At 69.9% G+C, this 16,783-nt stretch carries 15 protein-coding genes and 1 pseudogene; 6 read left to right on the top strand and 10 right to left on the bottom strand.

What is annotated here, in order from left to right; all coding sequences use genetic code 11:
- From ACWDS7_RS18190 to ACWDS7_RS18170, 5 genes and pseudogenes are all read left to right on the top strand, one after another.
- A pseudogene (locus ACWDS7_RS18190) lies at positions 1-244 on the top strand (membrane protein insertase YidC); the annotation flags it as partial.
- 33 nt (positions 245-277) lie between these two features.
- Complete coding sequence (locus ACWDS7_RS18185) at positions 278-781, top strand: Jag family protein (protein ID WP_306861590.1); 504 nt, start codon at positions 278-280, stop codon at positions 779-781.
- Positions 782-929: 148 nt separating this feature from the next.
- The gene (gene rsmG / locus ACWDS7_RS18180; RefSeq protein WP_306861588.1) at positions 930-1,640 is read left to right on the top strand and encodes a 16S rRNA (guanine(527)-N(7))-methyltransferase RsmG; all 711 of its coding nucleotides are present in this window, start codon (positions 930-932) and stop codon (positions 1,638-1,640) included.
- A 296-nt stretch (positions 1,641-1,936) separates the two neighbouring features.
- The gene (locus tag ACWDS7_RS18175; RefSeq protein WP_306861586.1) at positions 1,937-2,749 is read left to right on the top strand and encodes a ParA family protein; all 813 of its coding nucleotides are present in this window, start codon (positions 1,937-1,939) and stop codon (positions 2,747-2,749) included.
- Positions 2,750-2,821: 72 nt separating this feature from the next.
- Positions 2,822-3,808, top strand: a complete 987-nt coding sequence (locus tag ACWDS7_RS18170; protein WP_451930212.1) for a ParB/RepB/Spo0J family partition protein — start codon at positions 2,822-2,824, stop codon at positions 3,806-3,808.
- 268 nt (positions 3,809-4,076) lie between these two features.
- Here the strand turns inward: ACWDS7_RS18170 and ACWDS7_RS18165 are convergent, their stop codons facing one another.
- The 4 genes from ACWDS7_RS18165 to ACWDS7_RS18150 form a co-directional block, all read right to left on the bottom strand.
- Positions 4,077-4,463: an AAA family ATPase gene (locus tag ACWDS7_RS18165; protein ID WP_451930211.1), complete on the bottom strand. Its 387-nt coding sequence runs from the start codon at positions 4,461-4,463 to the stop codon at positions 4,077-4,079.
- Positions 4,464-4,861: 398 nt separating this feature from the next.
- Entirely contained in the window at positions 4,862-5,923 is a 1,062-nt protein-coding gene (locus tag ACWDS7_RS18160; RefSeq protein WP_451930210.1) for a threonine aldolase family protein, read from the bottom strand.
- 657 nt (positions 5,924-6,580) lie between these two features.
- Positions 6,581-7,537: a D-alanine--D-alanine ligase family protein gene (locus ACWDS7_RS18155; RefSeq protein ID WP_451930209.1), complete on the bottom strand. Its 957-nt coding sequence runs from the start codon at positions 7,535-7,537 to the stop codon at positions 6,581-6,583.
- Between the two features lie 337 nt (positions 7,538-7,874).
- Entirely contained in the window at positions 7,875-9,107 is a 1,233-nt protein-coding gene (locus tag ACWDS7_RS18150; protein ID WP_451930213.1) for an aminotransferase-like domain-containing protein, read from the bottom strand.
- Positions 9,108-9,402: 295 nt separating this feature from the next.
- On the opposite strand from ACWDS7_RS18150, the gene ACWDS7_RS18145 reads away from it, so the two are divergent.
- Entirely contained in the window at positions 9,403-10,023 is a 621-nt protein-coding gene (locus tag ACWDS7_RS18145) for a hypothetical protein (protein WP_012895722.1), read from the top strand.
- 378 nt (positions 10,024-10,401) lie between these two features.
- Here the strand turns inward: ACWDS7_RS18145 and trxA are convergent, their stop codons facing one another.
- From trxA to murJ, 6 genes are all read right to left on the bottom strand, one after another.
- Positions 10,402-10,725: a thioredoxin gene (gene trxA, locus ACWDS7_RS18140; RefSeq protein ID WP_451930208.1), complete on the bottom strand. Its 324-nt coding sequence runs from the start codon at positions 10,723-10,725 to the stop codon at positions 10,402-10,404.
- 36 nt (positions 10,726-10,761) lie between these two features.
- Entirely contained in the window at positions 10,762-11,697 is a 936-nt protein-coding gene (gene trxB / locus ACWDS7_RS18135) for a thioredoxin-disulfide reductase (protein WP_306861575.1), read from the bottom strand.
- Between the two features lie 134 nt (positions 11,698-11,831).
- Positions 11,832-12,698 carry an anti-sigma factor family protein gene (locus tag ACWDS7_RS18130; RefSeq protein ID WP_451930207.1) on the bottom strand — a complete coding sequence of 289 codons (867 nt, stop codon included), beginning with the start codon at positions 12,696-12,698 and terminating at the stop codon, positions 11,832-11,834.
- A complete protein-coding gene (sigM, locus tag ACWDS7_RS18125; protein WP_451930206.1) occupies positions 12,688-13,293 on the bottom strand; it encodes an RNA polymerase sigma factor SigM in 606 nt (201 codons plus the stop codon). The genes ACWDS7_RS18130 and sigM overlap by 11 nt, the downstream gene beginning before the upstream one ends.
- A gap of 154 nt (positions 13,294-13,447) precedes the next feature.
- Positions 13,448-14,971: a protein kinase family protein gene (locus ACWDS7_RS18120; protein ID WP_451930205.1), complete on the bottom strand. Its 1,524-nt coding sequence runs from the start codon at positions 14,969-14,971 to the stop codon at positions 13,448-13,450.
- Positions 14,972-15,166: 195 nt separating this feature from the next.
- Complete coding sequence (gene murJ, locus ACWDS7_RS18115) at positions 15,167-16,771, bottom strand: murein biosynthesis integral membrane protein MurJ (RefSeq protein ID WP_306861567.1); 1,605 nt, start codon at positions 16,769-16,771, stop codon at positions 15,167-15,169.
- Between the last annotated feature and the right edge of the window lie 12 nt (positions 16,772-16,783).

Below are 16,783 nucleotides of genomic sequence, written 5' to 3'. Positions count from 1 at the left end.
CTGGGTCACCACCAACCTCTGGACCCTCGGGCAGCAGCACTGGTTCTACAGCCGCAACCCCTCCCCGGTGGTCGACGCCAAGGGCAACATGGTGACCCCCGAGCCCAAGCCGAGCCTGCTGAGCAAGGTCAAGAAGGCCGCTCCCGAGCCCGAGGCGCCGCCCGCGCCGCCGGAGCCCAAGCCGACCCGCCAGCAGCCGACCCGCCAGCCGCGCAGCAAGCGGACCGGTAGCAAGAAGTCCTGACGACAACCTGACAGCACGAAGGAGTGGCCGGACGTGACCGAGGCCGAGGCCGAAAAGGAGACCGTGAAGGCGGCTCCGGATCTCGCTGCGCTGGAGCAGGAAGGCGAGATCGCGGCGGACTACGTCGAGGGTCTGCTCGACATCGCCGACATCGACGGTGACATCGACATGGACGTCGAGGGCGATCGCGCCGTGGTGTCGGTCGTGGACATCAAGGGCGGCGACCTCGTGGGCCCCAACGGCGAGGTGCTGGAGGCGATCCAGGAGCTGACCCGGCTCGCCGTCCACCGCCAGACCGGAGAGCGCTCGCGGCTCATGCTCGACATCGGCGGCTACCGCGACCGCCGCCGGACGGAGCTGCGCGAGCTCGGCAGCAAAGTCGCCGCGGACGTCAAGCGCAACGGCGAGCCGAAGGCGCTGCAGCCGATGACCCCGTTCGAGCGCAAGATCGTGCACGACGCGGTCGCCGCGGCGGGGCTGCGGAGCGAGTCCGAGGGCGAGGAGCCCCGGCGTTTCGTGGTGGTCCTGCCCGCATAACGCAGACAGGCACAGACACTGGCCGCCGTCCCCGGTTCCCCGGGGACGGCGGCCTTTTTCGCGGCCCGCCCTTGTGCGCCCGTACGGGACGGGCCGTTAGCCTTAGAAAATCCTGACCCAGACAGTCCCGAGGAAGAGTGAGCGTCGAGTGAACGAGCAGATCCCCGAGCCGCCCGAGGTTGCGCGCGAGGTGTTCACCGGCGACGCCTGGTCCAGAGCGGAGGCGTTCGCGGCGTTGCTGGCCGGGCCCGGGGTGGTGCGCGGGCTGCTCGGGCCCCGCGAGGTGCCCCGCATCTGGGACCGCCACCTGCTCAACTGCGCGGTGGTCGCCGAGGCCGTCCCCGCCGACGTGCGGCTGGTCGACATCGGCTCGGGCGCCGGCCTGCCCGGCCTGGTCCTGGCGATCGTACGGCCGGACATCAAGGTCACGCTCCTGGAGCCGCTCCTGCGCCGGACGGTGTTCCTGGAGGAGTGCGTGGAGGCGCTGAAGCTCGACAACGTCGAGGTGCTGCGCGGCCGGGCTGAGGAGTTCGTGGGGAAGCGCGAGTTCGACGTGGCCTGCGCGCGCGCCGTGGCGCCGCTCGACCGGCTGCTGAAGTGGTCACTGCCGCTGTTGCGCGAAGGGGGCGAGCTTCTCGCGATGAAGGGAGAGCGGGCAGCGGAGGAGCTGGCGGACGCCGAGGGGCAATTGCGGTCCAGTGGGGTGCAGACCGCCGAGCTTGTATCGGTCGGGCACGGTAAGGTCGAGCCGCCTGCAACTCTCATCCGAGTGGTCGCCGGTCGGACCCCCGAAGGAGCGCGGCAGGCCTCTCGCCGGAAGGATCGTGAATCGCGATCGAAGCGGGCACGACGCCAGTAGACAGACCGAGTAAAGCGAGTACGAGGCCAGTGAATGACCGTGTGAATGCGATCGTCAGCGCGGCGGGCGGTCTCGGCTGGCCGAAGAGTCCTGTCACCCCGCCCCATCGACGCTCCTCTGGCCTGGGATGGCCCGCACCGGCTCCCGCCCCCGTAGCCAGCTCGGTTGAAAGGACGACGACCGTGACCCAGACCCCCCTTAATCCCGGCGACTCGCCGCTGGTACGAGAGGCACTCAGCTCAGTGGTTTCACGTGAAACATCGGCCCAGACGACCACGGCGGCTCCTGGAGGTTCCATGGGGACCCGGGGGGAAGGCTGGCCCCGCCCTCCCAAGACACGCATCTTCACCGTCGCCAACCAGAAGGGCGGTGTGGGCAAGACCACGACCTCGGTGAACCTGGCGGCCGCGCTGTCCATGCACGGGCAGCGGGTGCTCGTGGTCGACCTCGACCCGCAGGGCAACGCCTCCACGGCGCTGTCCATCGAGCACCGTGGCGACGTGCCCGACATGTACAAGGTCCTGGTGGAGGACATGTCCCTGGCGGAGGTCGTCAAGGAGGTCCCGGAGATGCCCGGGCTCTACTGCGCCCCCGCCACGATCGACCTGGCCGGCGCCGAGATCGAGCTGGTCTCCATGGTGGCCCGGGAGGCCCGCCTCCAGCGCGCGCTGGCCGCGTACAAGGAGATCGAGCTCGACTACGTCTTCATCGACTGCCCGCCGTCGCTCGGCCTGCTGACCGTCAACGCGTTGATGGCCGCCAACGAGCTGCTGGTCCCCATCCAGTGTGAGTACTACGCGCTGGAAGGTCTCGGCCAGCTGCTCCGGAACGTGGACCTCGTCCGCGCCCATCTGAACCCCGCGCTTGATCTGTCCACCATCCTGCTGACGATGTACGACGGGCGGACCCGGCTCGCCTCCCAGGTCGCCGAGGAGGTCCGCTCCCACTTCGGTGACACCGTGCTGAACACGCTGATCCCCCGGAGCGTCCGGGTCTCCGAGGCCCCGAGCTACGGCCAGTCGGTCATGACCTACGACCCGGGCTCCAGCGGTGCGATGGCCTACATGGACGCCGCCCGCGAGATGGCACATCGTGGCGCGGCCGTGTGAACGTTGACAGACTTACGGCTGTCGTCGTCGTGGGAACGCCGAGGGCGCAGATCTTGAGCCGTGGGAGGGGCAGTGAGTAAGCAGCCGAGAAGAGGGATGGGCGGCAAGGGGTTGGCGGCCCTCATTCCGACGGGCCCACCCCCGGCGCAGACCGTGGCGCCGTCGGCGACCGCGACGATGGTCGCGCCGGAGCCGGTCGCGCAGCGGCAGCCGGCCCCGGATCTCAGGCCGGTCGCGGGGGCCTACTTCCTTGAGATCCCGATCGAGGACATCGAGCCGAACCCCCGTCAGCCCCGGGAGATCTTCGACGATCAGGCGCTGGAGGACCTGGCCACCTCGATCCGCGAGGTGGGTCTGCTCCAGCCCGTCGTGGTGCGCTCGGTGGACGGAGAGCGCTACGAGCTCATCATGGGGGAGCGCCGCTGGCGCGCCTCCAAGCTCGCCGGGCTCAAGGAGATCCCGGCGATCGTGCGGAGCACCCAGGAGGACAAGCTCCTCCTGGACGCGCTCATCGAGAACCTCCAGCGCGAGCAGCTCAACCCCCTGGAGGAGGCGGCGGCCTACCGGCAGCTGATCGACGACTTCGATGCGACCCACGAGCAGCTCGCCGCCCGCATCGGCCGTTCCCGCTCCCATGTGACGAACACGCTCCGGCTGCTCAACCTTCCTCCCCGGGTCCAGCTCCGCCTGTCGGCCGGCACGATCACCGCCGGGCACGGCCGCGCTCTGCTGACCCTGGACGACCCCGCGGCGCAGGAGCGGCTCGCCGACCGGATCGTGGCCGAGCTGCTGTCGGTCCGCGCCGTCGAGGAGATCGTGGCGGTGGGGGATGCCAAGGCGGCCCCGGCGCCCACGCAGAAGACCGCGAGGGCGAAGCCGGCCGAGGAGCCCGCGCTCCGGCACCTGGCCGACCGTCTCTCCGACCGTTTCGAGACGCGGGTGAAGGTGGACTTCGGCCGCCGCAAGGGCCGGATCGTGGTGGAGTTCGCGACCATCGACGATCTGGAGCGCATCATCGGGACCATGGCCCCGGGCTCCATGCAGACAGCCGAGGAGTGACTCTCCCCTCCGCGGACGAGGTTTCGAGGGCGGGCTCCCTGTTTCACGTGAAACAGGGAGCCCGCCCTCTTCTGTCCGCTCTCTTCTTGTCCAAGGGGGATGCGGCGCCGGTACGGCAGGCGGAGGGGAGAGCCGTCCCCGGGGCGTAGGCGCCTGGGAGGGGTCAGGGACGCCGCTGGATCCCGTTCCGTGGATCAGCTGAGACGCCGCGCGCGGTGCCGGCCTCCGCCGGCTGCGGAGATCGTTCCGAAGCGCTCGACAGGGGATCTCAGCGAGCATCGCCGAGATGGGCCATGGCGACCCGCGCGTTGCCGGCCAGTGAAGCGGTGGAGTCGAGTATCAGGCGCTCCTCGCGCCAGACGTCGAAGTTCGCGCGTCGCGCCTCCACCGACGCCCAGGTCGGTTCGGCGGACCCGTCGATATCGCGCTGACGGGCCTCAAGCCGTCGCCGATGCAAGGCGCGGTCGGGACAGACCACTTCGATGTAGCGCAGCGCCACACCCCGCCGGCGGGCCAGGCCACGCCAACTGCTCCCGCGCCTCCTCGGCTCGTTCACCGCGTCGACGATGACCGTCTGCCCGAGTGCGAGAACGTCGGAGGCGAGCGCCTCCACCACGACGTAGGCGGCCAGCCCGGTCGGCTGGTCGCGGCCCACCCCTGCCGCCTACCCACTCCGAGTACGGTGACCCTCCGCGTACCGGTGCCCTGTTCTCAACGGTGGCGTCGTTCTCAACGGTGGCGTCCGGAAAGTGCGCGCGGGCATCGACTGAAGCGGCATCCCTGAGCACTGCGGTCTCCGGTCGATCGTCCACCGTGGCCGGTCCGTGCGGGGCCGCTGTTTCACGTGAAACAGCGCCGTGGAGAACATGGCTCCCGGGACCCGACCCTCTGGCGCTGGTCTTCTGTTTCACGTGAAACAGAAGACCAGCGAACGGCGCTCTCTGTTTCACGTGAAACCCTGCCCCAGGGGACCGTGTTTCTGTTTCACGTGAAACTCCACCCTGAGAGCGATGCCGCTGTTTCACGTGAAACAGTCGCTCCTTGAGGCGGTGATCACGTGCCGCTGCTCGCTCCGTGGACGGCGAGACGGATGTCGGAGACGAAGGTGTCGACATGCTCGGCCGTGGTGTCGAAGGACGTCACCCACCGCACCACGTTCTCGTCGGCGTCCCAGACATGGAAGAGATAGCGCTGCTGGAGCTCGGCGATCGCCTTCTCCGGGAGGACCGGGAAGACGGAATTGGACTGGACGGGGTAGCGGAGCGAGACGCCGGGAAGACCGGCGACGCCGTCGGAGAGGCGGTGGGCCATCGCGTTGGCGTGGGCCGCGTTCTCGCGCCAGAGACCACCGGTGAGGAGCGCGGTCAGCTGGGCGGAGACATAGCGCATCTTGGAGGCGAGCTGCATGCCCTGCTTGCGCAGGAACAGCGCCGGGGCGTCCAGCTCGGGATTGAGGATGACGAGCGCCTCCGCGCCCATGGCGCCGTTCTTGGTGCCGCCGAAGCTGAACAGGTCCACCCCCGCGTCCGTGGTCAGCGCGCGCATCGAGCAGTCGAGCCAGGCCGCCGCGTTCGCCAGGCGAGCGCCGTCCACATGAAGGAAGAGGCCGCGCGCGTGGGCGAACTCCGCGAGCTCGGCGATCTCGTCAGCGGTGTAGCAGGTGCCGCACTCGGTCGCCTGGGAGATGGAGATGACGCGGGGCTGGGAGCGTTGCACGTTGCCCAGCGCGGAGAGCTCACCACGGATGCCGTCAACCGTTATCTTGCCGTTCTCCGTGGGGAGGGGGACCAGCTTGGCGCCGAGCAGGCGTTCGGCGGCACCGCACTCGCTGGTGTTGATGTGGGCCGTGGCGGGGCAGAGCACGGCATCGTAGGAGCGCAGGGTGAGACCCAGCCCCACGACGTTGGCGCCGGTGCCGTTGAACATGGGGTAGACGGTCGCCCCGGCGCCGAACTCGGCACGGAAGACGTCCTCCATGGCCCGGGTCCAGCTGTCTCCGCCATAGGCGGGGGCATCTCCGGTGTTCGCGTCGACGACGGCGGCGAGGACCGCGGGGTGCACGCCCGCGTGGTTGTCGCTGGCGAAACTCTTGGGGAAGGGGGTGGGAGTCAGCACAGGGCCAGCCTAGGCGAGCGGCTCCCGTGACCAACCGGCACGCCGCCGTACCCCTGCGTGCTGTCGTCCCCTGTGTGCTGCCATACCCTTGCGGCCGTTGTATCCCTGTGCGCTGCCGTACCCCTGCGGCCGTTGTATCCCTGCGCCCTACGGATGCCGTTCCCCTCCTCCACCGATCAGCGGGTGCGGAGTGCTCCGCCGATCAGATCATCCGGAGGCGGCGGAGAGGCGCGGCACCCGTGCGGGCGCAGTGGCCACCCCGGATCGGGAGAACGGCATGAGGGTCATCTGGAGCGGACGGCCCTGCCCGAGGCCGAGAGCGGGCGGCTCGGCATGGCGGGCGGAGCGGCCGAGGCGGCGTCAGGAGCTTTCCGGCGACAGGATCTGTCCGGTGCGGGGCTTGTCCAGTGCGGGGCTGTCCGGGTCCGGAGAGCAGGGCTGTTCGAAGACAGGAGCGGGCGCTCCTGGCGGCCGTCCCGGCCGGGGCAGGGGCGCCCGGGGGGTGAGATCTGGGGTAGGGACTCCTGGGCTGTGAGACAGGGACGCCCGGCACCGCTCTGGGACGGAGTGATTCCATCCAGGGGTACCGGGCGGCCGGTCCGGGATGCCGGGCGGCCGGTCCGGGACGCCGGGCGGTCAGGATGCGGGGCGGCGGGGTCAGGCGGCGCCACGGGCGGCGGCGTGCTCCAGCAGCACCCGGCAGACGGTGCCGAGGTCGTCGCCGGCGGCTTCGACGGCCATGGGGAGCAGGGAGGTCTCGGTCATGCCGGGGGCGACGTTGACCTCCAGGAAATGCGGTAGGCCGTCCCTGTCGACGATGAGGTCGGTGCGGGAGATGTCACGGAGACCGAGGGCGGTGTGCGCGGTCACCGCCATCTCGGCGCAGGCGGCCAAGGCTTCGGGCGACAGGCGGGCAGGGGCGAAGAACTCGGTGTGGCCGGCGGTGTAACGGGCCGCGTAGTCGTACACGCCCTTGTCGGGAACGATCTCCACGGGGGGCAGGGCCACCGGGCCCTCGCCGAGGTCGACCACCGCCACGCCCACCTCGACGCCTTCGACGCAGCGCTCGATCAGTGCGGTGTCACCGTAGGCGAAGCAGCCGACCATGGCGGCCGGAAGGTCTTCGGCGGTGCGGACGGTCGACGCGCCGAGCGCGGAGCCGCCTCGGGAGGGCTTGACGAACAGGGGAAGCCCGAGGCGTTCCACGATGCGGGTCAGCACGGTGGAGGCGCCGAGGTCGTGGAAGGTCTCCTTGGGGAGCGTCACCGAGTCGGGAGTGCGCAGACCGACGGAGCGGACGACCGTCTTGGCGGTGGGTTTGTCGAAGGCCACGCGGCAGGCGTCGGGGCCGGCGCCGACGTAGGGGACGGAGAGGAGTTCGAGGACCGAGCGGATGGCGCCGTCCTCGCCCGCCCCACCGTGGAGGGTGACGAAGACCGCGTCCGGCGGATCGGCGAGGATGGACGGCACCAGCGAGGCGTCGGTGTCACGGGTCTCCACGACGATCCCCGCGTTGCGCAGCACCTCGCTCACCCGGCGGCCCGAGCGGAGGGACACCTCCCGCTCGTAGGACAGTCCGCCTGCCAGGACGAGCACATAGCCCAGATCACTCACCCGAAATACCTCTCTACGCAGCCTGCGCCGGACCAAGGGAGACGCTCACCACGATCAGGGTGATCGCCGCACAACGGCGCCGGAAATCACCGTACGGCAACTCGCCGCCCCGGCGCGCACCCGAGGGAGCCCATGTCGGTGGCCGCCTGTCATAGCGGGCGCCCGCCGAGGAAGGTGCCGGGCGAGGATCCGGGCCCTGGGCGCCCGCGCGGAATCGGGCGAGGACTGGTCCTGAGGATGATCCGCGCTGATGTGGGCGGGCTGGGGACCAGAGCCCCGGGGGTCCGCGCTGATGTGGTCGGGCGAGGACTGGCCCCGGGGGTGTGTCCGGGTGGGATCAGGCGAGATCCGGCCCCGGGGTGTCCACGCCGATGTGGTCGGGCGAGGAGCCGGTGCCGAACGTGTCGCGCAGCCGTAGCTCCTGCTCGATCACTCCGGCCAGGCGGCGGACGCCTTCGCGGATGCGGTCGGGCTCCGGGTAGCAGTAGGACAGCCGCATGTGGCGGGCGCCGCCGCCGTCGGCGTAGAAGCCGGTGCCCGGGACGAAGGCCACCCGTTCGGAGACCGCGCGGGGCAGCAGCGCCTTGGAGTCGAGCCCCTCCGGGAGGGTGGCCCAGACGAAGAAACCACCGCTGGGGCGGGTCCAGGTGACGTCGGCGGGCATCAGGGCCTCAAGCGAGCTGATCATGGCGTCCCGGCGCTCGCGGTAGAGGACCTGGAAGGACTTGATCTGCTCACGCCACGGCTGGGTGGCGAGGTATTGGCCGACGGCGAGCTGGGTGAAGGAGGAGTGGGACAGGACCGCGGACTCCATCGCCAGCACCAGCTTGTCGCGGATGGCGTGCGGGGCGAGCGCCCAGCCGACCCGGAAACCGGGGGCCAGGGTCTTGGAGAACGAGCCGAGATAGACGACGCCGTCGGCGTTGTCGGCACGCAGCGCCCGCATGGGCTCGCCGTCGAACCCGAGCATGCCGTACGGGTTGTCCTCGACGATCAGCACGCCCGCCCGCTGGCAGATGTCGAGCACCTGCTGCCTGCGCGCCGTGTTGAGCGTCACCCCCGCCGGGTTCTGGAAGGTGGGGATCGTGTAGAGGAACTTGATCGGGCTGCCCGCGGTCTTCAGGGCGTAGATCGTCTGGGCGAGCGACTCGGGGATGATCCCCTCGGCGTCCATGGCGATGTGGACGACCTTGGCCTGGTAGGCGGCGAAGGTGCCCAGGGCGCCGACGTAGGAGGGCCCCTCGGCGAGCACGACGTCGCCGGGGTCGATGAAGATCCGGGTGATCAGGTCGAGGGCCTGCTGTGAACCGACCGTCACGACGACGTCGTCGGAGTTGGCCTCGATCCCTTCCATGCGCATGACGTCGCAGATCTGCTCACGCAGATGTGGGTCTCCCTGCCCGGAGCCGTACTGGAGCGCGACCGGGCCGCGGCGGGCCACCAGGTCGGCGACGAGCTCTCCCACGGTGTCGAGGGGGAGCGCGGTGACGTACGGCATGCCGCCGGCCAGCGAGACCACCTCGGGCCTCGACGCGACGGCGAAAAGAGCTCGAACCTCGGAGGCGACCATCCCGGCAGCTCGTGCGGCGTACCGATCGACGTAGGCGTCGATCCGCGACCCCTGGGGCGCGATGGTCTGACCGTGATCTGAGTCTTGGGGCACGGTCCACCTCCTAGGTCATGTGGAGCACATGGTGCTCATGCTAGAGAAACCAGGGTACGTCAGTGGCGGTTGTCGTCTGCGTGGGGGGACGGGAGACCCTGAAACAGAGGCCCTCCCTGAGCTACGATGCCAGCTGAAGACGTCGTTTTCGCGCGGTTTTCGCCATGGCTTGCGCTCGTCTCGCCAGGATTGGGGCCAACAGGTGTCGCGTCGGCTGGCAAACGTCACACTCGACAATCTCGATGACCTGCCGCGCCGGTGCCGCCGGTGCGTCTTCTGGGAGCTCGACCCCGTCAACGGGAACCGGGCGGTCGAGGTGGGCGATCCGGGGCTGGAGAAAGAGGCCTGGATCTCCTCCACGCTGCTGGAGTGGGGGAGCTGCGGCAAGATCGTCTATGTGGACGGGGTGGCGGCCGGGTTCGTGCTCTACGCGCCGCCGCACTACGTGCCGCGCTCGGTGGCCTTCCCGACCTCGCCGGTCAGCGCCGACGCCGTGCTGCTGATGACGGCGCACATCGTCCCGGAGTTCTCCGGCGGCGGTCTGGGCCGGATGCTGGTCCAGGGTGTGGCCAAGGACCTGACCCGGCGCGGGGTCCGGGCGATCGAGGCGTTCGGCGACCTGAAGTGGGAGCAGCCGGGAGCCTGCCTGATGCCCGCCGACTACCTGCTCTCGGTGGGGTTCAAGACGGTCCGGCCGCATCTGCGCTTCCCCCGGCTCCGGCTTGAGCTCAAGACCGCCGTGTCGTGGCGCGAGGATGTCGAGGTGGCGCTGGAGAGGCTGCTGGGCTCCATGAGCCCGGAGAGGGCGCTACGGCCCGTCTGACGGTCTCTCCCCCCGGCCCCGCCCCCGGGCCGCGCCCCCCGCCCGGAGAGGGCGTCACGGCCGCCTTGTGAGGCGCTACGGCACGCCTGCCACTCGCGCCGGCCCTCAGCCGACCGGGGCAAGCCGCACACCCTTCGGCCGGCGCAAGCCGCACATGCCTCAGCCGGGGCAAGGCGCACACCCTTCGGCCGGCACAAGCCGCACCCCCTCGCGGGGCCGCCCCGCCGTACCGGGGCGCGCCGCCGGACCCGCCACGGACCCGCCGCGGACGCGCGGAAGCCCCCTGCCGTCGGGCGAGGGGGCTTTCGCTGGGTGGGTGTGCCGCTCGGAAGCGGGTGGTACGGCGTGCGCTGTGGGGTGCGACCAGCCGCAGGGGGCCTAGATGATGCCCTCGAGCTCGCGGAGCAGCATGGCCTTCGGCTTCGCACCGATGATCTGCTTCACGACCTCTCCGTTCTTATAGACGTTCAGGGTCGGAATCTGGAGTACGCCGTAATTGCCGGCAGTTGACGGATTCTCGTCGACGTTCAGCTTGACGATGGTCAGCTTCTCGGCCTGCTCGTTGGCGATCTCCTCCAGGATCGGCGCGACCTGGCGGCACGGGCCGCACCACTCGGCCCAGAAGTCAACGATGACAGGCTTGTCGCTCTTGAGGACGTCGGCGTCGAAGCTGGCGTCGGTCACGCTCTTGATGGCACCCAAGGTTGCTGCTCTCCCTATCCGAGGTTGCGGTTGGTCTCAGTTGTCGTCGTGGTCGCTCAGCCAGCGCTCGGCGTCCAGCGACGCGGCGGTGCCGGTGCCGGCGGCGGTGATGGCCTGGCGGTAGGTGTGGTCGACGACGTCGCCGGCGGCGAAGACACCGTCCAGGTTGGTGCGCGTGGAGGGGGAGTCGACCTTGATGTAGCCCTCGTCGTCGAGCTCCACCTGGCCCTTGACGAGCTCGGTGCGGGGGTCGTGACCGATCGCGATGAACAGGCCGGTGGCCGCGAGCTCGCTCTCCTCGCCGGTCTTGAGGTTGCGCAGGCGCACCCCGCTGACCTTGTTCTCGCCCAGGACGTCGACGACCTCGCTGTCCCAGACGAAGCGGATCTTCTCGTTCGCGAACGCGCGGTCCTGCATGATCTTGCTGGCGCGCAGCTCGTCGCGGCGGTGCACGACGGTCACCGAGCCGGCGAACCGGGTGAGGAAGATGGCCTCCTCCATGGCGGTGTCGCCGCCGCCGACGACCACGATGTCCTGGCCGCGGAAGAAGAAGCCGTCACAGGTGGCACACCAGGAGACGCCGTGGCCGGACAGCCGCTTCTCGTTGGGCACGCCCAGCTCGCGGTAGCCGGAGCCCATGGCCAGGATGACGGCCTTGGCGTGGTAGGTGTCGGTGGCGGTCTTGACGACCTTGGGAGTGACGGTCAGGTCGACCTCGACGACGTCGTCGGCGACCAGCTCGGCGCCGAACCGCTCGGCCTGCTTGCGCATACTGTCCATGAGGTCGGGGCCCATGATGCCGTCGGGGAACCCGGGGAAGTTCTCCACCTCGGTGGTGTTCATCAGCGCGCCGCCGGCAGTGACCGATCCCTCGAAGATCAGGGGCTTGAGGTCCGCACGCGCGGAGTAGACGGCCGCCGTGTAGCCGGCGGGACCCGATCCAATGATGATCACATTCCGGACGTCCATCACTGCTGCGCCTCTCCCTTTGTCATTGCCAGTGGCGTCAACAGATCCTAGGCGTCGGTGATTCCCGGGTGAGACGAGAAGGCCCGGCATGGACGGATCCATACCGGGCTTCTCCTTGGATGGGGTGTTACCGGAGGTTAGTTCCAGCTTGCGAGGGCCGGCTTGCGCAGGTCCTCACACTGCAGACCCACGACGTGGACGCTGACCGAGTTCTTGGCCTTGTTCTGCCAGAAGACCATGATGTTGGCCTCCTGACCGTTGTAGAGGCCCTGGTCCACGGCGAACGGAGACTTCCCGACCTTGCCGGTGACCTGCTGGACGCACTGCTGGAGCTTGGCGCCGGCGCTCATGTCCTTGGCGTCGACGATCTGCGCCGGACCGATGTAGTCGAGCAGCGAGCCTCTCAGCTCCCGGTCGGTGTAGTTCCAGTTGCTGTCGGTCACCTGGTAGCCCTGACCGGAGGCGGCCAGAGGTTGGGCGGTCGGGCCGCCACGGTCCGCGCCCGGGGCGGAGAGAACACCGCTCGTCACCACGGTCCCGCCGACCACCGCCGCCAGCACTCCCGCCGCCGCGACGGGCATCGCCCACCGGCGTCGGCGTGTGGCCCTGCGCTGCCTGGCCGGAGTGATGGTGCCGTCGTCGCCGACGACCCCGAGCCGTGTCACCGGCTCCGGTTCAGGCTCGGGGAGAGGGGCACTCTCCCACGGCGCGTCGCGCATTATGTCGTCCCAGGCCGGTGCTTCCACCAGGCCCACTCCACCTCCACGGAAGCTTTCGGCCTCTGCGGCCAGCGCGCGGTCGATCCTGAGCGCGACTCCCATCGGCATCGCCGGGGTAGGCGTCGCCGACAGCACCTCGCGGACCGCTGCCAGGTCGGCAAGGCTCTCGCCACAGGGATCGCAGACCGCGAGATGCTCGCGTACCTGCAGGGCCGTGGCGGCGTCGAGGAGACCTTCGGCCAGTTCGGCCAAGATCTCCAGGTCGTAGTGCGTATCACCCGTCACGAAGTTCTGCTCCCTTCGCGGATGAGACGCGATTCAGGTCGGATCGGTTCCGTAGGTGGGCAAGAATTGGGGCGAGTTTCGCGCGTCCGCGGGCGCATCTGCTCTTCACCGTGCCGCTCGGCACCTCCAGGACCTGGGCGGCGTCCTCGACGGAGTAGCCCATCATGTCCACGAGCACCAGCGCGGCCCGCTGGTCGGCGGGCAGGAGCTTGAGCGCGGCCGAGACCTCCATGGAGACCTCGCGCTCGGCCGTCTGGTCGAGCACCGGGGTGTCGCGCTCGGCGGCCTCGACGAGCTCGTCGTCGGCGACCGGGCGTACGGATTTCCTGCGCATGCGGTCGAGGCAGGCGTTGACCACGATGCGGTGCAGCCACGTGGTGACGGCGGCCTCGCCGCGGAAGCTGTCGGCCTTGCGATAGGCCGAGACGAAGGCGTCCTGTACGGCGTCGGCCGCCTCGTCAGGGTCGCCCAGCGTACGCAGGGCGACCGCCCACATGCGGTCGCGATGACGCTTGACTATTTCACTGAAAGCGTGCGGATCCCCGGCGATGTGCCGGGTCAGCAGCTCGGCGTCGGACACTGTGGCCCGCGCCATCTGCTGTTCCGCCGCTGGCGGGGTCTCGGGTGGGGAATTCACAAGGAGAGTCCTGCTGCCGGTCCGGGGAGAACACCACTACGTGATAGATGGTGCCACGAAATCTCCCATGATCGTCAACAAGACGGGTAAAACCGATCAAATCGCGCTGGTGTCACTTCGTGGCGAGAACCTTGACCTCATGCACGGTGCCGCGGTACTTGCCCTGGTAGGTCGGCATCTTGGTGAACCAGACCAGGACGTGGCGGCCCTTCTTCGGAGAGTCGGAGCTGAAGGTCTTCTTGCCCGAGGCGTCGGTGGACTTGCCGAGCACGGTCATGTCCTTCAGGTTCTGGGAGTCGCCGACCCTGATCTCCACGGCGCCGCCGGAACCGCTGCCGAAGTCGACCGACACCTGCTTCACCGGCATGCTCTGGTCCAGGGTGAGCATCAGTCCGACGCCGTCCTTCAACCGGCCGAAGTCCTCGGAGTTGTAGGACTCGGAGTGCCAGTCGGTGGAGGGCTTGCCGTCCACCGCGTAGAGGGCGAGCTCGGGCCGCTCGGCGCCGTCGGTGCCCAGCGGGTCGAAGCCGGTGGCGGCGGCGGGCCTCACCTCGCGGGTGGCGGCCTTCGCGGTCGGCGTGGGCGTGGCGGTCCCCTCCGCGACCGGGGTGCCGGCGTTGCCGATGCTGCGGCCGAGCGTCCAGGCGCCCAGGCCGACGGCCACCATCACCAGCAGCACGACCATGGTCATGACGACCTTGTTGACCATTCCGCCGCCCGCCGGCCGCGGCTGCTGGTAGTGGTGCTGCGGCAGGGGGGTGGGCGGGCTGGGACGCGGGGGCGACGGGGTCTCGACGCCCTCCGAGCGCGAGGCCGTCACCGGGGAGGGGGACGGCGCCACCGCCGCGGGCATCGGCATGGGCATCGGGGTGGGCCGGGGCACCGAGGCGAGGACCTCGGCGATCGCCTCCGGCGTCGTCAGCGGTTCGATGCCGCGCCTGCTCTCGGGCAGGATCGCCCGGCAGGTGATGGTGTCGAGGTAGCCGGGGACGCCCGCGGTGACCTGGCGCGGCGTGCAGAAGTGACCGTCGTCCATGGGGGCGGCGGGCAGCCCGCTCTCCTGCTCCTCGCCCGGCCAGTGGCCGGTCAGCCCGGCATACAGCAGGCGGCCGAGCCCCTCGGCGTCGGTCCTGGCCGGGTCGTCGCTCGTCACGTCGGCCAGGACGGCGTCGACGCCCACCCCCAGCAGCTTGACCGTGCTGCCGGCCGTCCACACCAGGTGCTCGGGGGTCAGGCACAGGTGGGCCAGGTCGGCCTCGTGCGCGTGGGCCAGCGCCTCGGCGGCCTCGGCCACCAGCGCAGCGGCCCGCTCCGGCTCCAGCGGCCCAGCGGTGATCATGTCGGTGAGGGTCTCCCCGCTCACCCATTCGCTGACGACGTAGGAGTGACCGTTGTCCTCGGTGGCGTCGAAGACCTGGGTCAGCCTGGGGTCGGTCAGCCGGCTGGCGGCGCGGGCGGCCGTGACGACCTCGTTGAGGCGGGGGAAGCCGGGGTCGAACGTGTGCACGGCGACGGGCCGGGCGAGCACCTCGTCGATGGCCTTCCACAGGGTGGCCCCGCCGGACTCGTGGACGCGGTCCTCGAGGCGGAAACGCTCTGCCAGCTTCGTGCCGGGCTCGACGGCGGGGGAACTCATGAGCGCTCCGTAACTGAGAACACGACAGCGCCATGCCGGGTTGACACATCAGGACACATCACGTGATGCCGGGTGGATCCGCCCACGCCCTCCTGCTTCCATTAGCCGCATGTCGTCACACGCGTCGCACCATGGTAGTCCCGCGCCGGTTCCGCCCGTGATCTGGTTGTCAGACGCTTGGGACAACCCTTTGGGTTACCGGCCTACCCTGCCCGCAACCATTCCAACGATCGAACTCACTTCCGGGATACGCATCCGGTGTGCGATGACCAGGTAGAGAACCATACCGAGACCGCCGCCCGCGGCCAGCATGATGGCCGCGCTGAGCGGGGTCAGGTCGGTCAGCTCCTGTGTGAGCCAGAGCACGCCGAGGGCGACCAGCGCGGCCGGGAGCGCGGCGACGTACATCCGCGACAGCCCGGCGGCCACGGCGCGCCCCTGAAGGCCCCGCACCCGGCGGGCGGCGAGGGTCCAGGCGATCGCGGTGCCCACCACGTAGGTGATCGCGAACGCGGCGGCCAGGCCCATCACCACGTACTCCGCCGGGAGGAGGGAGTAGGCGAGCAGGCTGAGCGCGATGCTCACCACGGTGTTGCCCGCGCCGATGAAGACCGGCGTGCGCGTGTCGCCGAAGGCGTAGAAGACGCGCAGCAGGAGCTGGAAGATCGAGAACGGGACCAGCGCCAGGCCGAAGACCTGCAGCACGTTGCCGATGTAGACCGCCGAGTCGATGGTCATGGTGCCCCACGAGAAGATCAGCACGGTCACCGCGGGCCCCAGCACCATCAGCATCAGCCCGGCGGGGACGAGCAGCGCCGACACCAGCCGCACGCCGGAGGCGAACTCCTCCCGGACCGACTCCAGCTGCCCGTCGTGCACCGCCCGGCTCATCCGGGGCAGCATCGCGGTGATCACCGAGACCGCGATGATCCCGTAGGGGAGCTGGAAGAGCTGGAAGGCGGAGGCGTAGGCGGAGTTGCCCGCTCCGGGCGCCGCCTCACCCGCGCCGGAGGAGAGCCTGGTGGTGACGAGGAAGGCGATCTGGCTGACGCCGACGTAGGCGAAGGTCCAGACCGCGGTCCGGCCCATCTCGCCGAGCCCGGCGTCGCGCAGGTCGAACCTGGGCCGGAACCGGAAGCCCGCCCGGTGCAGCGAGACGACCAGCACCAGGCACTGGGCCACGATCCCGGCGGTGGTGCCCAGGCCGAGCAGCGCCAGGTCGGCGCCGGTGACCTTGTCGATGTCGGCGCCCGCGTCGCCGAGCAGCAGGTAGTAGACCACCAGGACGCCGATCATCACCACGTTGTTCAGCACCGGCGCCCACATGGGGGCGCCGAACCGGTCGCGGGTGTTGAGGATCGCCCCGGCGATGGCCCCGATGCCGAAGAAGGCGATCTGCGGCAGGATGTATTGGGCCAGCGTGACCGCGACCTCGATCTTCCGGGCGTTCCAGCCCTCGGTGTAGAGGCCGATCAGCGGGCGGGCGAGCAGCACGGCCAGCACCGCCACCAGGGTCAGCACCACGGTCCCCAGCGTCATCAGCCGCTGCTCGTAGGCCCGGCCGCCGTCGGGGTCGTTCTTCTGCCGTTTGACGATCATCGGGACGACGACGCTGCTCAGGATCCCGCCGATGAGGAAGTCGAACAGGATGAACGGGATCGCGTAGGCGACGTTGTAGGCGTCGCCCACGTAGGCGGTGCTGATCGCCGCGGCGAGCAACGCCGTACGGACGAAACCCGTGACGCGGGAGACCATCGTCCCCGCCGCCATGATCGCGCTCGCACGCAGAACCCTGCTCATCCGCTCTCCTCC

Source organism: Streptosporangium sp. NPDC003464, assembly GCF_053588315.1.
The sequence above is the reverse complement of the archived record's forward strand: the minus strand, read 5'-3'. Positions and strand labels throughout refer to the sequence as shown.

Excerpts from the sequence above, each read along its gene's own strand:
- ACWDS7_RS18175 (WP_306861586.1), top strand. The coding sequence starts at position 1,937 with ATGGGGACCCGGGGGGAAGGCTGGCCCCGCCCTCCCAAGACACGCATC.
- ACWDS7_RS18150 (WP_451930213.1), bottom strand. The coding sequence starts at position 9,107 with ATGGTCGCCTCCGAGGTTCGAGCTCTTTTCGCCGTCGCGTCGAGGCCC.
- sigM (WP_451930206.1), bottom strand. The coding sequence starts at position 13,293 with ATGGCGCGGGCCACAGTGTCCGACGCCGAGCTGCTGACCCGGCACATC.
- ACWDS7_RS18120 (WP_451930205.1), bottom strand. The coding sequence starts at position 14,971 with ATGAGTTCCCCCGCCGTCGAGCCCGGCACGAAGCTGGCAGAGCGTTTC.
- murJ (WP_306861567.1), bottom strand. The coding sequence starts at position 16,771 with ATGAGCAGGGTTCTGCGTGCGAGCGCGATCATGGCGGCGGGGACGATG.